This window comes from Bacteroides propionicifaciens DSM 19291 = JCM 14649 (assembly GCF_000375405.1).
GTDB lineage: Bacteria > Bacteroidota > Bacteroidia > Bacteroidales > Bacteroidaceae > Bacteroides_E > Bacteroides_E propionicifaciens.
In genome coordinates, this window is the sequence record NZ_AQWS01000018.1 from 45,637 (window position 1) to 65,311 (window position 19,675).

Consider the following 19,675-nt stretch of genomic DNA (forward strand, 5'->3'; position numbering starts at 1 on the left):
CACCATCGTTATTTATCTTAGTCTGGATCTTACAATATATCCCTTACTTTCTTCTTGTTTGTTTCTATTATTATTCATAGAACTTGAATAAATTATCCCCTCCTCTTCCTTTTCAGCATTTTGGATATTACTACTATTTTGCCCTAAATACTCGGGTTGGTCATTTTCGTTTGAATTTTCTTTTTCTTCATTTGGTTCGTTCAATGTAAGGGCAATCTTTCTGTCCAATTCTGCTGCCTCCCCTTTGAGCGCACGCAGTTCGTCCTCTTTCTTCCAAGAACTATTGGCAATGTTGGTGTAAACGTCCTTGTTGGCCACAACCTTTGCCATTTCCTTCTCATGCGACTCTATCACCTTCGGGATACGCTCCAAGGCATTAACGAAGTTCTCACAGGCAAGTTTCGGATCTGTCGCCAACTTACCATTATTATAGGTATAGTAGATGCTCTCCTGTCCCTTGACAAAGAAGCGGTTCACCGAGCAATCGAACAGGTCCTTTGAGCTGCTCTCCGTCTTGACCATGACGGAAAAGCCGTAAATCTCACCGATTTTGTTGTACTCGCCCTTGGTGCGTGCCTTCTCGTCAATCTCATGCAAGCGGGCGGCAATGACCTTAATGTCCGTGGAGTCCTCCACACCCTTTATCGTCAGTTTATTGACGGGCAGTCCCTCCTTGTCACGCTCCACACGCTGCTCAAAGCAAGCCAAGTCCGCCTTAGCCTCCTTAATCTTATCAGAATGGAAGGACACGGAGCTGTCAATCTCCGCCAACTTTCCTGTCGCGGCATCACGCTCGCGTAGGAAGTTCTTGCGCTCGGATTCCAAGGTGGCGATTTTCTTGTCCAGCCTTGCCTTTTCCAAGAGGTCGGTATTACCCGAAAGTACTGCCACGTATTCAGAGAAGTTCATACCGCTGTCCTCGTCCATCGAACCCTCGTCGATGGTACGGCTGCCCAGCGTGTTGGTCTTCAGCTGGTTGATGAAAAGCTGCTTGTTGTGAAGCAAATTGAACTTGTAGCTGTCCAGCGACCGCTCCACGGCATAGATGATGACATCGACCTTATTATCCGCAAACTCCTTGGCGATTATATTGCCCTTACGAATGGCACGCCCATCGCGTTGCTCCAAATCCGAAGGACGCCAAGGACAATCCAAATGATGGACGGCTACGGCACGTTGCTGGGCATTGACTCCTGTTCCCAACATGGACGTGGAGCCGAAGATAATACGGATGTCGCCAAGGTTCATGGCATCCACCATCGCCTTCTTTGCCTTTTCGTTCTTGCACTCCTGAATAAAGCGTATCTCGTAGGACGGGATATGGTAGTCCTCCACCAACTTACGCTTTATCTCGCTGTACACGTTCCATTCTCCGGGCTTGTAAGTACCCAAGTCAGAGAACACGAACTGCGTTCCTTTCTGTGCATCGAATTTCCTGTAATAGTCGTTGAGCAACTTCGCACAATGGCTCGCCTTATTGTCGATATGATCCGAATACCCCTCCAAATCTATCATGCGTAAATCTAAGCTCATCTTGCGGGCGTAGTCTGTGGCGATAAGCATCTTTGCTTTTTCCTCGCTCTCGCTGAGCGGCGCACGTCCCAAGAGCGTGGCGTTACCCGTCTTGGCGAACTCCATCAGCTTGCCGATGAACTCTTCCTGCTCCGGCGTTGGCGGTATGTTGTGCAGTATCTCGTTCTTCTCGGGGCGGTCGATACCGATGTCCTTTGCCGTACGGAAATCGCATATCTCCGCGTAGAACGAGGCAAGCTCAGGTACCTTAATGAACGTTCTGAAACGCTCCTTCTGGATAATCTCATTGGTGATGGAGAACTCATAGTCGGTAGACTTCTTGGCAAAGACCGCCGCCCATGCGTCAAAGCTGTTGATACCCTGCCTCTCCAACGCCTGCGGACGGAGGTACTTGAAAAGCAGATAAAGTTCGGTCAAGCTGTTGGAAATAGTTGTGCCCGAAAGGAAGGTTGCCCCCAAGTCCTTGCCCGACCGCTCCTGTATGGTGCGGATGGCAAAGAGCATGTTCAAAGCACGCTGTGAGCCGTCGGGATTGCCCAAGCCCGACACCCTGTCATGGCGGGTGTTGAACATCAGGTTCTTGAATTGGTGGCTTTCATCGACAAAGAGGTGGTCAATGCCCATCATCTTGAAATCCACGGCATCGTCCTTTCTTTCGGCGATGCTGTCCTGTATGCTCTGCAACTTCGCTTCAAGTGTCTGCTTGCGCTTCTCCAATCCTTTGAGCATACCACGGGATATGTCTCTTCCTTGTTGTCGCAGCACTTCGAGATTTTCTTCCACGGAGTCCAGTTCCTTTTGCATAATCGCTTCCTGTATCTCTAATGCCTGCGGTATCATGCCGAACTGTTCGTGCGTAAGTATGATACAGTCCCAGTCGTTGTTCTTGATATCGTTAAAAATACGTTGGCGGTTCTGTTTATTAAAATCGTTCTTACCCGGATAGAGTACCTTAGCATTGGGATAAGCTTTCCTAAAAGTGTCGGCAATATCGAAGACGTTTGCCTTCAGTCCGATAATCATCGGCTTGTTTGCCAGTCCCAATCGCTTCATCTCGTAGGCAGCTGTACACATGATGAGCGTCTTACCCGCTCCCACCTCGTGGTCGCATATACCGCCACCGTTGGTTTTGAGCATCCATACGGCATCCTTCTGACTCTTGTAGAGGTCGGCAATGCCTAATCGTCTGAGGTCAAGATCGGGAAACGTCTGGTGCGTACCGTCAAAGTTGGGTCGCACAAAACAGTTGAAAAGGCGGTTGTATCTGTCGGAGAGCTGCTGCTTGAAGGTATCAGGTGTGCGCCCGAGCCAATCGACAAAGCCCTGTCTGATTTCCTCAATCTTGGCATTTGCCATCTGGATAGCATGTCCGTCCCTTACTTTGATAGTTTTCGTCTCTCCCGTAACCTTGTCCGTCACCTCCTTACTCTTGTTGATGTCGGGAATGGTGTTATGCAGGGCATGCTTCAAGAGATTGATGCCGTCATAGCGGCGGAACTCACCCTGTACGGCATACTTGTGCCAGATATTGGCATTCTTTCGATCGCAGACAATGCTGTACTCGTCCATATTGGAATGGTAGGATACGCCAATATCCGTCCCAAAAAACTCCGAAGCGAACCTGCCATAGACTTTAGCAGGTATCCAGCGTTCACCGAGATTGAAGTCAAGGTCTGCAAAGGGAATGGGTGTTGGCGTGGCTGCACGCAAGGCAGCAAGGCTCTGTTTTGCCTCTTCGTGGTCGGGATGGTCCAAGAGCCATGACTCGATACGCTCCGCCTTCTCTATTACATTGCCCGAAATGAACTTGTCCGCTACCTCGTAAGTATTCTCTTCGGGATTGAAATATATACGACCTTCCAAGGAAGAAATAATGTCGTTTTCTTCCATATCAGGTAAAAGCGAACTCATGTAGTCAAGTTCCACCGTACCATACTTGTTGAGCGATGCACCCAGTGCCTCCATCGGGTCTGCGGCAACGGTCAGTTCCGTGGTGGAAAATGCCGTTGGATGGTCAAAGATGTCCGCCTTGATGTACCTGCCGTTCTCGGAGCGTTCCAAGAACAGCATTTCCATGCCCGTGGCATCCATTTTTATCACATCGGTGTTTGCCTTCTGGTTGAAATAGCCCCAGCGAAACACATAATTGTCATAAAGGCGGTTGAGCTTCTCACGTTCCTCCTTATCCTCTGTCCGGTTGTTTGCCTCATAGTCATATAGGCGGTGGTAGCTCTCCCTTATTTCTATGTATGCTTTCAGTCGTGAGATTTGCGCATAGGGCAAGTCCATCGGATTGAAGGTGGGGTGTCGTTTCAAGTCGGAGAGAAAACCGACCTGTCCCTTTTGCACGACGATGGAGCCGTCCCTCAAATGGGCATCGGGTGATGAGAGAAAGGGACGGGGTGAGGCATCAAACTCCTTTTTTACCTCCGCTATGGGCTGTGGGGTACGTTGCTCGGCTTCGTCCATAAAATCGAAGAGCGACGGCTCTCTCGGAGATGGAGAAGTGTTTTTACGAGGCGTGCGGGTGCGTCGGACGGGAGTTTTGTGAGCCAGAGGCGAAGTTGTCTTTTGCTGAGCGGTCTTGTTCTCGGAAATTTCTTTGTTCACCCTTGACACTTCCTGTGTCCACAGGCTGTATTCCTCGGGGGCAAAGAGCATCCCCTTTGCTTCCGTTTCGTTCTCGTTGATGATCGGATGGTGGTCATCATCGAAATAGACCGTCTGTCCGTTCATCTCCCGCGGGGCTTCCACGTCCGTGCGGATTTCCTTCGTTTCCTGTTCATACTGACGGTGAAGGGTCAATGTGGGCACTCCTTCGGGGGCGGGTTCATAGGGAACTTGGTCGGCTACTTGCTCAGTTTGCCCATCAGTCTTATCCTTGACCAGTTCACTGACCTTTTCAACTTGAACTTCCTCCTTGACCTCTTCCGTGGAAACATTCTCCTCCATTGGGTGAGCCTGAACTGTCGGCTCGGCTTTTTCCTTGGTTTCCCCGATAATCGGTTCCTTGGTATATTGTCCCCTTACGATTTCTTCCAGTTCTGCAATCTCGTGCAGTTTCTTGGGTGTGAAGTACAGGTCGCGTTCAATGCCCAGCCCATGTATCTTGACTTCCTCCATCTCATCGAGCGACATATTGCCCAGCTCCCAACCATAGCCCATCGTCACGGCACCGAAACCGATACGAATCTTCGGGTCGTACTCCAAGAGATATGCCGTGTAAGCTCCCATCGGAAAGAAATAGCGTGCGTAGGCGACCTTATCGCCTATCAGCCCCTTTTTCGTGCTGTACAGTTTGGGCAGTTGCTTCCTGATGCTGTCGGGCATCAGATTGTAAGCATTCTCGGTTTCCTTATCCTCCGTTGGCTTTTCTTCGGGCAAATCAACCGTTACCTCCAACTTGTGCAGCTGCTTCCCGGCTTCCTGCTGCCGTTCCTCCTCCGTCATTGGCACGCCCGTCTCGTAGAGCTTGCGGTCAAAGTGTTTTCCTACATCTTGCGAGAGTTGAATCCGAAGACTCTCTGCCATATCGTCCATGTTCCCATCAAAGCTGTACTCCCACGCAGGCTTGCCGTATGGATCTGTACCCATCGTGCGCTCCGTGGCGATGGTGCGGTGGGCGACGTCTTTCCATTCGCCCTCAAAGAGCGAGTTGTGGTTAAAGGCAATGGAGAAGCCATCGCCTTTGGAAACGGAGGCGGTTTCTACAAACTGCTGCTCGGTGCCTTCACCGATTTCCTTTCCCGTCTGTTTTTGAAGAACAATGAGGTCGCTGCCCACTTCCGTCCCTGCGTTTTCGGAGAACATACCCGACGGCAGGCGGATGACGGAGACAAGACGGCTGTTCTGCATCAGATAACGGCGGATGGCTTCGTTCTTGGGACTGTCCAAAACGCCCTGCGAGGTGATGAATGCGAGGAGTCCGCCCTCCTTGAGCGTGTCCAGCCCCTTCACGAAGAAATAGTTATGAATGGCGCGTGTGGATTCCCGTCTGAGAATGTCCTTGCCCTTGCTGTACTCACGGTCATAGACCATGAAATCGCCAAAGGGGATGTTGCTGGTTACAAGGTCGTACTTGTCCTTATCCTCCAACTCCCCGATGGCTTCAAAGGAATCTTGGCGGACAAAGATGTTGCCTTGCCCGTAAGGATGCAGGGCTTGTGAGATACGGGCGGTAAGCAGGTCTTTCTCCATTGCATCGACCGTACTTGCCTTCTTTGCAAATGTCTCGGCAAAGGCTCCCATACCTGCCGAAGGGTCTAAGCAGCGACGTATGGGTACATCTACAAAAGTGAGTGCATCGGATATGGCGGCGACGATGCGGGTATCGGTATAGAAGGACGTGAGCACGCTTGCCTTGATGCTCTCCCAATAGCGTTTGGCGGTATTGGCATCGACGGCTTCACGGTATATCATCTGTTTGAGCTTTTGGGTCGGCTCGAAGATCTGTTGCTCCGACTGGCTCCAATAGCGGAGGTCGTCGGGGCTGTCACATCGGTTCAGTACGCATTTCAAGCCACCGAAGCCCTGATAGCCACGCAGTGCGGCTCTCTCCTCCTCGGTGGCTTCGCGGCGTTCCTTTTCCAGACGCAGCACCACACGGATGGCTTCCGTGTTGGCTGCCAAGACTGCTTTCTTATTGTATGCCATAATGTTTTCTTTTTAATTAAGGAGGAGGAAAAAAGGTCGGAAGATATAAAGTATATTATCTCCCGACCAATTCCGTTCCTCTTTATTTCTGTCGGGATTATCTCCCTCTTGGTTTTCCTTTCCTGTTTTCAAATTCAAAGGAAGTGGTGTAGTCTTCATTCAGCACCAGACTGGCGTTGAACTTCTTGCCTGCCTTGCTCGTCAAGCCTTTGAGGATGGTCGTTCGTCCCGTGGTCAGCAAGTCCCGGATATTGTCCTCTGTGAGGAGCGTGCCGCAGACCTCACGGAAGACATGGAAATCGCAGCCCTCGTGTCTGCATTTAGCAACCTTGGCATAAATGCCCACGCTCTCATTGCCACACTTGGGACAGCGGTAGGTGGGATAGGACTTCTGTTCGGGAGCAAGCGAAAGCAGTTCCTCGCAGATGGTGCCGACGTAGGAGTTGATGCCTTGCGCGAACTTTTCGGGCGGCATCTGTCCTGCTTCTATGGCGGCAAGCGTCAGTTCCCAACTTCCCGTCATCTCCGCATTGGCGATTCGCTTGTCCTTGACAATCTCATAGACTGCCAAGCCTTTCTCTGTGGGGATGATAGATTTCCTGTCCCTGCGGATATAGTCACGGAGGATAAGGGTTTCGATGATGTTAGCACGGGTGGCAGGTGTGCCGATACCGCACTCTGCCATAGCCTTCTTGCTTTCTGCATCTTCGACCTCTTTCCCTGCGTTCTCCATAGCCGAGAGTAAGGTTGCCTCCGTATAGAGCGGTTTAGGCTTGGTCTTATGCTCAGTGATCTCTGCATCGAGGACAGGCAGGTGTTCTCCCTCTGCCAAGTTGGGCAACGAAGACAAAACCTGCTCGTCTCCGTCCTCTTTCTTCTCTGAAGCAGTAGCCTTGTCTTTCTGCACGGCTTTCCAGCCCGGGGAGATTTGTCGGCACGCTTTCCAAGTAAAGGCGTTGGTGCCGTCTGTGAACCGCACCTGCATACGTTCTTCCTCGGAATCGGGAGAAAAGGCTTCGACAAAGCGGGTTACTACCATCTGATAGACAGTCACCTCGTCTGCCGATAAGCCCGACGGTGTTTCGCCCGTGGGAATGATGGCGTGGTGGTCGGTTATCTTTGCGTTGTCCACCGAATGGCGGTTAAGCGGATTGGATAGCGTTTTACCTATCTTGCAGAGCAGGGCGGGTACTTCCTCAAAGACATCCTCGCTGATGTATCGGCTGCCTGTGCGGGGATAGGTCGTGATTTTCTTCTCATAGAGGCTCTGGGCTATCGAGAGGGTCTTGTCCGCTGAAAAGCCGTGGTGTCTGTTGGCTTCCTTCTGCAGGGCAGTAAGGTCGTACAAGAGTGGTGGTGCGGTATGCCCCACCTGTCTTGCGACCGACTCTGCTTTAAGCCGGTTCTGACTGCGAAGCGTAGCGAAGGCTGTCTGTGCCGATGCTTCATTCTCATAGTCAGTGTTGCCAATGGCTTTCAGCGGCACGCCCTCTTTCTCCATGAGAGCGGAGAGTTTCCAATAAGGCACGGAAGAAAAATCACGGTTCTCTATGTACCGACGGCAGACCATAGCAAGGGTTGGGGTCTGTACCCGTCCCAAGGAATAGCCTCCCCTGCGGGCAATGGACAGGGCACGACTGGCATTGATGCCCACAAGCCAGTCGGCTTCGCTCCTTGACTTGGCGGAGTAATAGAGATTGTCGTAATGGCTTCCGGGGTTGAGATTTGCCAAGCCCTCACGGATAGCCTTATCGGTAAGCGATGAAATCCAAAGGCGGTCAAAAGGCTTTCGACAATTTAGATATTGGTAGATATAGCGGAAGATGAGTTCACCCTCCCGTCCTGCATCGGTGGCTACGATGATACGGTCTGCCTTGTCAAAGCAGGAACGTATCACCTTGAGTTGTTTGAGTGCCGAAGGATCTGACATAAATTCCTTATCCTTGCGCACTTGGCGGACGATAAGCCGGAAAGGATTGGGACGGATGGGCAGATCTTCGGCTTTGTAGGCGGAAAAACCGTAGGCTTCGGGCATGGCAAGGGTGATGAGGTGTCCCATCGCCCAAGTGACAAGATAGCCGTTTCCTTCCAAGCGTCCTTCCTGTTTGCTGTTTGCCCCAACGATGCGGGCAATGTCTCTGGCTACCGAGGGCTTCTCGGCGATAATACAAGTTGTCATAGTCGGTAAAAGGATTAAGGGTTACATTTTGCGTCCACGGGATTTTTTCTGCTTGTTCTCGTCCTGTTTCTGCTTTTGGGCAGCTGTGGGCTGTGTCTGCCCTGTCTTCAGTGGCTCCTTCACGTTCTTCGTGGCTTCGTTGGTCTTGCCGTGGTTATTGACCGCTACCTGTGTCTTGTGTTCCTCCGCCACGGCTTCCACCTTGCCGTTCTTCTGACTCTTGTCGGGATTATACCTATAAAAGAATGGACGGTTCTGCTCCTTGTCCATGCGTACGTAGGCATTGAAGGATTGCCCTTGCTTGTCCACCATGTTCTTCAAGTAGAGCGTCTTGCCACCGTCGAGTGCCTCGCGTTGTTTCTCGGAAAGTTCCAAGCCACAGAGTTTGCGGGGTACGCCCTGCCGCTGTGTCTGCTGCCGGCGTTCCTTGAAACCACGATTGTTGTCAAAGATGAACTCAATGCCCTTTCGTTCGGCATTGACCTGCAGGGTGGCATTGAAGGACTTGCCGCTCTTGGCGGTCATGCCCTCAACTTTCACGGCTTTGCCTTCCACAAGGTCCTTATACTGCTGGTCGGAAAGCGTAACGCCCTTGATTTCCTTGGGGATGTTCACTCGGTCGGAACGCAGGGCAATAAGTTCGTTGGTCTGCGGGTCAATGGAAACATAGGCGGCAAAAGGCTCACCGTTCTTGGGTGTTACCTCAATGGTCTTGCCAAGGTTGCCCGTGGCAAGGAGTGTCTCCTTCTCTTCGGGAGAGAACTTGTAACCCATATAGGGATAGTCCAGTTGTGGCTCTTTGCGCATGGAGTGGACTGCCAAGCCGATGTTTCCGTTCTCGTCCGTGCGGAAAGCAAGACGTGCTTCGGTGTAGATGGTGGTGTCACCAACGGGTACGGCAATCGTCACGAGGTTACTCTTCTGCCAGTTGAGCAGTTTCTCCAGTTCTCCGCACTGTTCCAATCGCTCACGGGACAGTCCGAGGCTGTCGAGCATCTTCCAATCCACCTTTTCGGGGTCGATGGCGGTGGCATTCTTCTGTCGGGGCAGATAGTCCTCAAAGGGTACGCCCATCTCTGCCAGTTGTTGCTTGCTTTCGGGCTTCTCACGGCTTTGAAGCATGGTGCGAAGATTGTCCACGCCTTGCTCCACGTTGTTAGACAAGACCTTGTACAGCCCGAAGCGGGTCGGGTCATTGAACTGTTTGAGAAAGTTGTCCATGAAGTTCTTCAGCAGTCCGTCCTTGCTGTTGAACTTCAAGAATGAAGCCTGATTTGTCGCTTCGGCTTCGGTGGTTTTGAGATTGCCCTTCTCGTCAATCCCGGAAACGACGGAGAGCTTACCAGCCTCCTGTTCGTTCTTCACTGCTGTGCGGTCTTCCAAGACCAATACATAGTTGTCATTGCTGTTCGATTCCATAATTGCTTGTGTTTTACAAATTAAATAATTGTATATCAACAAAATTAAAGGAATAAAACAGGCATCTTACGAGGTTGAGATAATGCAGGATATGGCGGGAAATATTGGGAGTTTTGACGACCTAACGCCAAGTAAGTGATGTAGGAAAAGTTTTTTTTGTCCTCAACATGCACAGATATAATTATTATTGTTTAATTTTGCATGTAGGTTTAAATGTTTGAAGTATGGAGAATAGAAAATATAATCGAATCAAAGTCGTTTTAGCCCAAAAGGATAAAACGGGCATTTGGTTAAGCAAGAAGATAGGCAAGAGTAATACTACGGTATCGAAATATCTCAATCAACGAGTCCAACCAGATCTCATAACACTAAATGCGATTGCAGATGCACTTGAAGTTGATGTTAAAGATTTATTGATAAGTAATACAGAATGAGTTGTACATTAATATACTAATTATGCTATATTGTTACAATATATGTATCTAAATATTGGACACTTTTTGTCCTATCCTAATATTAATTTCGTAACGTCAAATACTATTATATGGCAGAAAATGAATTTATGAAAATGCAGCGTCTTATTAAAGAAGCTGTAGACAAGTATAATGAAGCCATCCAAAAATGCGACATTAAAAACCAATGGCATTGCAACACAATCAACCGTCTTGCGAAGCCTTTCTTGTACGGAAACTTTACACTTGCTGTTGTCGGCAAGATGAGTTCTGGTAAATCTACTTTTATCAACGCATTAGTAGGACAAGAGATTTTGCCTACTGGACATTTTCAGACTACAAGTGCAATAACATATATAGAACACGGAGAAAGTTTGGAGATGACCGTTGTTTATGCAGATGGTCATACTGTAACATATACAAAGGATATTAACAATATTCTAAAGAAGCTTGTTGCTATCCCTAAGGAGTATAATGACCTCCCAATTAATGATATCAATAGACTTATATCTGGTGGAGATAATGTATCTGAAATCTTGAAGAAGAAAGAGGGAATAGAAGCCAGAACAGATTGCCCTGTAGTTAATACAGAAGTTTGGAAAAAATATATTCAATCTCATAGTAAAAAAGACATAGCTAAAGAAGTTCGCATCAAGACTCCAATGGCAGAAGAATTCCATGGATGGAGAATTGTCGACACTCCTGGGATTGGTGCAATCGGTGGTATTCAGGATGAAACCAAGGTACTTTTTTCTAAGGTAGATGATAATGGAAATAAATTTGTAGATGCTATCATTCTTCTACAGAGTGGAGTTGATAACATTGAGGATGAAACAACTAAGCGTTTTGCCAAAGAGACTATTCAGCAACTTACGAATGATGCAAAAAAACGCTTATTCTTCGTCTTAACACATGCATCAGAAGGTACATTCCGCACTTACAAAAATGAAATTTTAAATAAAGCAAAATCTTTGTATGCCATCCCTTTTAACATTCCTTCTGAAAGAATTCTTTATGTAGATAGTCTTTTGCACAGATTCCAAGCAGATGTCAAAGATGCACAAAGCATGGATGAACTGGAAGAAGGAGATCTTGATGGTTGGAATAAGGACGAACTGGACGCGATGACTAATCTGTACACTCCATTAAAAAAGGCCCTTAAAGCCGATGGATTGGAACTAACTAATGACAATTTTCTAGCAAAGATGAATGAGTGGGCAAACTTTATTCATCTGAAATCTTTGCTTAATGGTTTTGTTAAGACAGAAAAAGAGAATCTTAAAGAGCGTATTTTGAGTCTTATCGAGGAAGACCTCGTGGGTTTTACCAAGGACCTTCAGAATCAGATTAAAATTCTAGAAGGCGGAAAAAACGAAATCGAGAAACAAAGAACAGAGATTCAAAAAAACAAAACAGGCTATCAAATAATAGTCGGAAAGCTTCAGCGAAAAGTGTCAATCGAAAGTGCATGGGAAAAGTTCGCGTTTATCGATTCCAAAATCGCCGCTCTAGATAAGGAAACTACCATAAGCTGCGTTCGTTCTGCTTACTTACAGATTATTGAGGATGTTACGAATACAGAAAAACAACTCTTTGCAAATATTGAAAAAGAGTTTATTGAGTATTGCAATGGCTTCAACAAAGAAGATCTAACATTAAAATCTATAGACTTCTCTTCATTAGAAGATTGTGCAGAGAAAGCAAGTCAAAAATCGGTTACGGACTATAGTCGTCCTAAAGAAGAGTTAGTAAAAAAAGGTGGTATGTCTTCTGATGATAAATACAAAACAACTTATCCATACACCAAAAAAGAAGTTGATGCAGCGATGAAGACACGCGAATTTACTGCATATGTTATCAAGGAAGCAAGATCAGCAAAGGACACGTTTTATGAACAGTTGAAAGAGAAGGTTAAGTTGTTATGTGAGTATGCCGGTAATGACATAACCTACAAGACCACTGCTCTTGAGAATAGTCTCACTGAGCTAGAAAACAAGTTCAGTGAAAAAGATGTTCTAATAAAGACCATCAATACTCGTATTCAAATGCTAAATTCAATAAAAGTAAGATAATATGGAAAATTCTAATTTCTCATCTTTTCTCGACATTGCAAAATTAAAAGCAGATGTTTTGGATAAGGCAGAACTTTTCCTTACTGATATTAACGAGGAAAACTTAAAAGCCTTTTCTAATGAGGTTAAGAAAATCGCAGAAGGAACATTGCAGAAATATGTGTTCAAAGTATGCGATTGGTATACAGATGGTGATTTTTCTGAAGATCAGGAATTCCTCTCTAAGTTTGTTGACTTAAAAACAGGCTATCAGCAAACTATGCTGAACTGGATTGAACAAAATTGTATTGTTGTTCAGCAACAGTCTTTTGAATATCCAGAATATCCCACTAAGCCAGATACTAAAAGTCAAATTCAGACAACTGCAATAACAGGTGCAGTTGGAACAGCTATCGCCACAGGGTTACTTATATTTGGCCATCCATGGCTAGCGCTTGCAACAGAACTACTTACTGTTGCTCTCACATATTATTCTTTTAGGAAATATCAGAAGAGCAAAAAACAGTACGAAATGGAATTGGAAGCATACGAGATTAAAATTGAATCAATGAAAAATGATCTCGTTAATGGCATAACAGACGATTTAGTCAACTGGGTTAATCAAGGAGTGGAATATTCAAATTCAATTCTTGACACATATCAAACAGAAGCAAAATGAAAGACGAAATTTCAATTATGAATGAGCCTGGATTAAAAGAGTTTGCCTTGTTTAATGACATGGTTTCAAACACATATTTAACTTCATTAATGCAGTGTGAAGTTAAGAATCCTGTGCATCTTCCAGAAACATCAGTAAGATGGTATCGCATTACAAAAATAGTGTTAGAGAAGGATGTCTTTTTCACGGACAAACTTTCAATGTTATATATGTCTCTGCATAATACAGCAAGAAATGTAATTCTTGTTGTAAATAAAGAAAAAGACAACGGTAACATTGAATTATACCTTGGAGCTAGAGATTTCCATGGAAGAGATAATAATTCTGCTGAGATATTAAGAGCAGGTCTTGAAGGTTATCTGCCTGGTGTTGGGATCGAAAAAATCAAGGGCGAACTAAAACTCCCAGAGTATAAGAACTACTATTTGTCAAGCGTATCAGCAGTAGCATCTTTAAGAGATGATAAAAAAGAAAACTTTGTTCAAGGTATAGAACGACTGATAAATGCTTCTGCCTCCATACCAATGTTTACTGCATATTTTATTGCAGAAAATGTTAGTAGAGAGGAAACTGCATCAATGATAGCAGCTTTTTCTGATATGCACACTCAGTTAGCACCTTTGGCTGAATGTCAGATAACAACAAATGAAAGCCATACAACAGGTACTTCTGAAAGCATTTCTGAAAGTGTAACTCGTACGATCTCTACTAACATTTCGAAAACAGTTACAAAAAGTGAAAACTTCTCTAGTAGTATTTCGGAAAGTGAAGGAACTAATTCTAGTCATTCGTCTAACTACAGCCCTAACATACTAAAAAAAATATGGACTACAATTGTAGGTGGTGAATCCGGAACTAGTGATAGTACTAGTTACAACAAGAACACTTCAAAACAAACTGGTAAAAACAAAGGTACTTCTATTGGGGATCAAACAGGAAGTTCAGATTCAAAGGGTGACACAAAGGGTACCCAAAAGGGAACCAATAACAGTGATACAACAGGATCATCAAAACAGGTAAGCTTAAAGAATTATCATGTCCAGAAATACCTTGAACTTCTGGAAGATCAAATTGATCGCATAGAAAATGGAATTCCATTTGGCATGTGGTCGGTTGCTACATATTTCGTGGCTCCGTCAGCAACTACTTCCTTAAAATTAGCTAACTTATATCGCGGTTGTATCATCGGAGAAGAGTCTAACCTCGGAACATGCGCAATTAATTCTTGGAGTAAAGAAGCAAATACTCAAAAGCTGCTGACTTACATAGGTGCTTGCACACATCCTCGATTTGATTATAATGGTATTGATGTATCAGCAGGAACTATTGTTACTAGTAAAGAACTTGCTATACATCTTTCATTGCCTCAGTCGTCTGTTCCTGGCTTGCTAGTTAGAGAAGAACATCCATTTGGTAGAAATGTAATATCACCAGAAAAGAATATTTCTGAGAACAGTATTGAAATTGGTAATATTATGTCTTTGGGTAACGAATATACCGACAACCCAGTTTATCTTAATTGCGATTCATTGACTAAGCACACCTTTATTACAGGTACAACAGGAAGTGGAAAGTCTAATACAATGTATTTGCTTCTCGAAGATTTATTCAGAAAAGGAAAGAAAATCCTCGTAATCGAACCAGCCAAAGGTGAATACAAGAATGTCTTTGGAGGAATTATATATAAGACAGACAGTGGTGAAGAAAAGCAGGTTAAAGTATATGGAAGTAACCCTAACTTCACTCAGCTATTAAGAATTAATCCATTTGAATTCCCGGATGAAGTTCATGTTTATGAACACATTGACCGACTTGTTGAAATTTTTAATGCGTGTTGGCCAATGTATGCTGCTATGCCTGTTGTACTGAAAAAAGCTATTACTGATGCATACAAGAATTGTGGATGGGATTTAGACTTATCTACTGTTAATACTGCATATGGTATTAAACTTTTCCCGACGATTAAGGATGTTGTTTCAGCTTTACAGGATTATATAAATAATTCAGAATACTCAGAACAGACAAAGGGCGATTACAAAGGATCTATTGAAACACGCTTATTATCTCTTTCAGAGGGTTTGACAGGTTCGATGCTTAATAATTCCTTGAATAATTTAACTGATAAAGAGCTATTCGAGGAAAATGTAATTGTTGATCTCAGTAAGGTAAATAATAGCGAGACAAAATCGCTTATTATGGGCTTGCTAATCATGAAACTCTCTGAGTATTATCAGTCATCAGGCAAGATGAACTCTTCATTACGTCATGTTACTGTATTGGAGGAAGCTCATAATATCCTTAAGCGTACATCAACAAGTCAGAGTCAAGAAGGAAGTAATTTGGCTGGTAAGTCAGTAGAAATGATAAGTAATAGCATTGCAGAGATGAGAACTTACGGTGAAGGTTTTATCATTGTAGATCAATCTCCATCTCAAGTAGATATGTCAGCTATTCGTAATACTAATACCAAAATTATCATGTCACTTCCTGAGGCTGATGATAGAGAATGCGCAGGAAAATCAATCGGACTTTCAGATGAGCAAATCGAAGAAATTGCCCGCCAGAAAGTTGGACAAGGAATTGTATATCAAAACGGTTGGGAAGACGCTGTTCAATGTAAGATTAAGCACGCAAATATTGCAGAAACAACATTCGAACCACAAAGGGATGAGCTTATTAACAAAAAATCTAAAATCAACAATGAGATCATTATCAAGTTCTTGTTTGCTTGTTGTAATGAGCCAGTTGGGTTTAAAGAGTTTGAACTTGTCAAGAATGAAATTCTGAATTCTAATTATTCTTCCTCATTAAAGAATAATTTGCTGAGGATAGTGCATAATTATCAGGCAGGAGAACTCAAAATGAATGAACGCAATAGAGCTAAGCTCTTAGAGTTAACAGGAGCTTGTATCGGAGAGTTCGGTGTTATTCATAAGATTTTGACAGTAAAAAAGAATATAACAGAAATAAATAACTCAGTTCAGGAAATTGTACAGAACATGTATGATTTTGATGATCCTCTCTTATTACGTTTCTGTACTCGTGGAATGTTTAGATTACAAGCTTCAAAATCATCAAAAGTCGTTCCACTATATAATGAATGGTTAAAAACTTATTATAAACTGTAGATATGTTTGTAGTAGATGATATAGCAATAGCAGCAGCGACAGAAGTGTCAACTGAAATAGCAGCGGAGGTGGCTACAGAAGCTGCATCAGAAGTGGCAACAAATGCGCTCTCAGAGATAGCTTCTGAAGGAGTTTCTGAATTGGCAACCGAGGGAGTAACAGACATTGTTTCAGATGCAAGTAATGAAATGCTCACTGAGGGAATTTCAAATATTTCACCAGAAACATTAGTCGATCCGTCAGATGTTTCTAATATTACGGGGTCTGAGTCCAATATCATTGGTGATAATATTGGTGAAATTAACGAACTTGATCCAACCAACTCATCTTTAGACCGCTCTGTTGAAATTAAAGGTGATGAAGTTCGTGATTTATCCTCTAATGAACTTTCCGAGAGTGGTAATTTGGAGCAATCTGACCTCACGGACTCAAGTGTTCCTGAAAATGTTGATGATTCTCCTCGTACTATAAAAACAATAAATGATGGACTTGTTGGTCAAAATCACCCAGATACAGGAATTCCATATGTAGAAAAGGAAGTGGTTACTGACACAGGTGAAAAAGTGAAGGGAGTTTTTCCAGAATTTGAGAGTAAATTTGACGTTCAATTACCCGAAGAACTCCAACAAGCACCAGATAGGACTCAGTTTGCGGAATGTAACAAGCAACTTCAAGAAAAAGTAGCAACCGATCCTGAATTAAGGAGTCAATTTTCAGAAGATCAATTGGCTGATATAGAAGATGGTTATACTCCTGAAGGTTATACTTGGCATCATAATGAGGAGTTAGGAAAGATGCAACTGGTTGATAGTGATATCCATAGCCAAACACGTCATACAGGTGGACGCAATATTTGGGGTGGAGGAACAGAAAATAGACATTAAAAAATTGAAAATATGAATATAACTTGGAAAAGAGGCTCAAAAATTGATGAGTCAACAATCAAAGAGGTAGAAATAAAGTTTGGTATTACATTACCAAACGATTATAAAAGTGTTATTATTGATAATAATAATGCTAGACCATCTATCAATACATTTGATACAGAATCTTCAACAGAACATGTGTTTAAGAAACTTCTATCATTAAAGGAAGATGATATAGAGACCGTATATAAAGCAAAAAAAGTGTTGTCAAAAATTGATAATTCTCTTTTCCCTTTTGCTAATGATCCTGCAGGAAATTTTCTTTGCTTTAAAGGTGGTGCAGTTGTATACTGGCTGCATGAAGATGATTCTATTCTTAAAGTTGCAAATAGTTTTACTGAGTTTATTGCAAAGTTGTATTAAGGCAAATGTCAAAATTCTTCCTGTGTCTTTATATCATAGATCTCCTGTATCGCAGGGAAGCTGTGAGTCTTAAGGAACAACGAGCTCTACCAGTATTCATCAATATATAATGGAGAATTAACACCTCGTATTTACCCAAAAGAAACAAAGATTAATTACATCATTTCAAAGACAGTCCAACTGTTGAAAGTACGTTGAATATTCTTTTAGATAACAGACAACTATATGGTTTTGCCATAAAAGGATTAAATAACTCATAATGGCATAATTATATAGGAAAAGTGGTCGTTATTTGAAAAATAGCATTTAGAGAAAAACTGCCTCGATTGAGACGTTTTTGAGAATGTAAAGTAAACTGTGTCAGGCTATAATATAAAGTAGTATAACACGTTTATTTTATGATGGCAAACGAAGAGATTGATTACAAGTTGGCAGCCGAGCAGTTGCGTGCCGGCCAGCCATTGTTTGGTAAGGATGGTGCCTTGGCACCGATGTTGGAGCGCATATTGAATGCTGCTCTTGAGGGTGAGATGGATGCTCACCTGAGTGAAGAATCCCGTGCGAGCGGCAATCGCCGTAACGGCAAGATGTCAAAGACAGTTCAGACGCAGTATGGCGAGGTTACTGTTGAGACCCCTCGTGACCGTGATGGCAGCTTTGATCCTCAGACCGTCCGCAAGCGAGAGACGATTCTTGCAGAGGGTATGGCTGATCAGATTATCGGTATGTATGCCTTTGGTACGAGCACCAGGGAAATCAGCCGTTACTTCGAGCGTGAGTTTAATACCAGGCTGTCTGCCGAGACCATCAGCGCAATAACCGACCGTGTGCTGCCTGAGATTAAGGAATGGAAATCACGCACGCTGGATTCTGTCTATGCCATTTGCTGGCTCGATGCTATCCATTACAAGGTAAAGGACGATACCGGCCGCGCCGTTACCCGTGCCATTTACAATGTGCTGGGCATCAACAAGGAGGGCCACAAGGAACTGCTTGGCATGTATGTTGCTAAGAGCGAAGGAGCAAACTTCTGGCTGGAAGTACTTACAGACCTTCAGAATCGTGGTGTGGAGGATATCATGATATGCTGCGTGGACGGTCTTAAGGGTTTTCCTGATGCCATTCAGAGCGTGTTCCCCAATACAGCCGTACAGCTCTGCATCGTGCATCAGATACGCAATTCCATCAAGTATGTAGGCAGCAAGCATCAGAAGGAGTTCCTAAAGGATCTTAAGCGTGTCTATGGTGCTGTCAGCAAGGATGCTGCAGAGACTGAACTTGACAACCTTGAAGCAAAATGGGGCGAGCAGTATCCTATCGTTATCAAGTCGTGGCGTGACAACTGGCAACGATTGACTGAGTTCTTCCAGTACACAAAGGAAATCCGCCGTCTCATCTACACGACTAATACAGTCGAAGGCTATCATCGTCAGATACGCAAGGTTACGAAGAATAAGGGTGTGTTCCCCTCTGATACGGCATTGGAGAAACTTGTCTATCTGGCTTATCGTAATATCAGCGAAAAGTGGACCATGCCCCTTGCGAACTGGGCACTCATCTCCCAACAATTAGCAATAAAATTTGGTGATAGGTATGAAATTATGTAACTTTGCAAACAGGAAGGCTCCTCATCTGGAAAACACGATTACAAATCGTGTCTCCCATCTGAGGTTAATATAATAAGAAATACGGCCTTGACACAGTTCAACTTACACTACCGACGTTTTTTGTTTTCTTCTAGGCGAAACATTGACAGGAGGTTCAAAAAACGACTTTTTAGGTAAGTATTTTGCTTTTGAAGTTGCTCTTGTACATTTAGACTATTACTCTTTAATCAGATGGCACAGATTAGGGTCTGCCTTAATTCGCTCAGTCTCAGTTTTCACAAGGATTAACACCTCTTGTTTGATAGATTTATAGTTGGCTTCGATGCTCTCTTTGAGATTGTCGGAGCCATCTTCATTTGTAAAGTCCGCTATTACGGGTATGGGTTGGTAGGGCTCAGTTCATAAAGTTGGGGATTTAACATATGGTTAATGATAGAATAATTACTTTTGCTCCATGAGATCACAACATGACATCGACTACAAAGCAGTACTTTCTTTATTTCTACCTAAAGGGTTATTGGAGTATTTTGAGATTATTGATTTTTCAGATATGGGTAGTTATTATTTAATCTCCTTAGAGGAGAATAATGAAATACCTGAGTCTTTAAGACATCTTAATTTGCAATCTAAAGGCTTTTATCCCGAAATTACCATAACAGACTTTCCAGCTAGGGATAGAACCGTT

11 protein-coding genes are annotated in these 19,675 nt (G+C 44.2%); 8 read left to right on the plus strand and 3 right to left on the minus strand.

Annotation, left to right across the window (positions count from 1 at the left end; all coding sequences use genetic code 11):
- Positions 1-12: 12 nt before the first annotated feature.
- The 3 genes from B091_RS0107050 to B091_RS0107060 all read right to left on the minus strand — a co-directional run bounded on the left by B091_RS0107050 (position 13) and on the right by B091_RS0107060 (position 9,784).
- Complete coding sequence (locus tag B091_RS0107050; RefSeq protein ID WP_018109309.1) at positions 13-6,186, minus strand: N-6 DNA methylase; 6,174 nt, start codon at positions 6,184-6,186, stop codon at positions 13-15.
- A gap of 97 nt (positions 6,187-6,283) precedes the next feature.
- Positions 6,284-8,365 carry a type IA DNA topoisomerase gene (locus B091_RS0107055; RefSeq protein WP_018109310.1) on the minus strand — a complete coding sequence of 694 codons (2,082 nt, stop codon included), beginning with the start codon at positions 8,363-8,365 and terminating at the stop codon, positions 6,284-6,286.
- Positions 8,366-8,386: 21 nt separating this feature from the next.
- Complete coding sequence (locus tag B091_RS0107060; protein ID WP_018109311.1) at positions 8,387-9,784, minus strand: DUF3945 domain-containing protein; 1,398 nt, start codon at positions 9,782-9,784, stop codon at positions 8,387-8,389.
- 224 nt (positions 9,785-10,008) lie between these two features.
- Between B091_RS0107060 and B091_RS0107065 the strand changes: the two genes are divergently transcribed.
- From B091_RS0107065 to B091_RS0107100, 8 genes are all read left to right on the plus strand, one after another.
- A complete protein-coding gene (locus B091_RS0107065) occupies positions 10,009-10,218 on the plus strand; it encodes a helix-turn-helix domain-containing protein (RefSeq protein ID WP_018109312.1) in 210 nt (69 codons plus the stop codon).
- A gap of 110 nt (positions 10,219-10,328) precedes the next feature.
- On the plus strand, positions 10,329-12,308 hold the full coding sequence (locus B091_RS0107070) for a dynamin family protein (RefSeq protein WP_018109313.1): 1,980 nt from the start codon (positions 10,329-10,331) through the stop codon (positions 12,306-12,308).
- 1 nt (position 12,309) lies between these two features.
- Positions 12,310-12,966, plus strand: a complete 657-nt coding sequence (locus tag B091_RS0107075) for a hypothetical protein (protein WP_018109314.1) — start codon at positions 12,310-12,312, stop codon at positions 12,964-12,966.
- A 209-nt stretch (positions 12,967-13,175) separates the two neighbouring features.
- Positions 13,176-16,094 (plus strand): ATP-binding protein, encoded by a 2,919-nt coding sequence (locus B091_RS11895; protein WP_162137971.1) that lies wholly within the window; start codon positions 13,176-13,178, stop codon positions 16,092-16,094.
- Positions 16,095-16,096: 2 nt separating this feature from the next.
- On the plus strand, positions 16,097-16,978 hold the full coding sequence (locus B091_RS12335) for an HNH endonuclease (protein ID WP_018109316.1): 882 nt from the start codon (positions 16,097-16,099) through the stop codon (positions 16,976-16,978).
- A 12-nt stretch (positions 16,979-16,990) separates the two neighbouring features.
- Entirely contained in the window at positions 16,991-17,383 is a 393-nt protein-coding gene (locus tag B091_RS0107090) for an SMI1/KNR4 family protein (protein WP_018109317.1), read from the plus strand.
- A gap of 401 nt (positions 17,384-17,784) precedes the next feature.
- Positions 17,785-18,990, plus strand: a complete 1,206-nt coding sequence (locus B091_RS0107095; protein WP_025069525.1) for an IS256 family transposase — start codon at positions 17,785-17,787, stop codon at positions 18,988-18,990.
- Between the two features lie 454 nt (positions 18,991-19,444).
- The coding region (locus tag B091_RS0107100; RefSeq protein WP_018109319.1) for an ISAon1 family transposase N-terminal region protein at positions 19,445-19,675 on the plus strand (231 nt) is incomplete at its 3' end.

Excerpts from the sequence above, each read along its gene's own strand:
- B091_RS0107050 (WP_018109309.1), bottom strand. The coding sequence starts at position 6,186 with ATGGCATACAATAAGAAAGCAGTCTTGGCAGCCAACACGGAAGCCATC.
- B091_RS0107055 (WP_018109310.1), bottom strand. The coding sequence starts at position 8,365 with ATGACAACTTGTATTATCGCCGAGAAGCCCTCGGTAGCCAGAGACATT.
- B091_RS0107060 (WP_018109311.1), bottom strand. The coding sequence starts at position 9,784 with ATGGAATCGAACAGCAATGACAACTATGTATTGGTCTTGGAAGACCGC.
- B091_RS0107065 (WP_018109312.1), top strand. The coding sequence starts at position 10,009 with ATGGAGAATAGAAAATATAATCGAATCAAAGTCGTTTTAGCCCAAAAG.
- B091_RS0107070 (WP_018109313.1), top strand. The coding sequence starts at position 10,329 with ATGGCAGAAAATGAATTTATGAAAATGCAGCGTCTTATTAAAGAAGCT.
- B091_RS0107075 (WP_018109314.1), top strand. The coding sequence starts at position 12,310 with ATGGAAAATTCTAATTTCTCATCTTTTCTCGACATTGCAAAATTAAAA.
- B091_RS11895 (WP_162137971.1), top strand. The coding sequence starts at position 13,176 with ATGTCTCTGCATAATACAGCAAGAAATGTAATTCTTGTTGTAAATAAA.
- B091_RS12335 (WP_018109316.1), top strand. The coding sequence starts at position 16,097 with ATGTTTGTAGTAGATGATATAGCAATAGCAGCAGCGACAGAAGTGTCA.
- B091_RS0107090 (WP_018109317.1), top strand. The coding sequence starts at position 16,991 with ATGAATATAACTTGGAAAAGAGGCTCAAAAATTGATGAGTCAACAATC.
- B091_RS0107095 (WP_025069525.1), top strand. The coding sequence starts at position 17,785 with ATGGCAAACGAAGAGATTGATTACAAGTTGGCAGCCGAGCAGTTGCGT.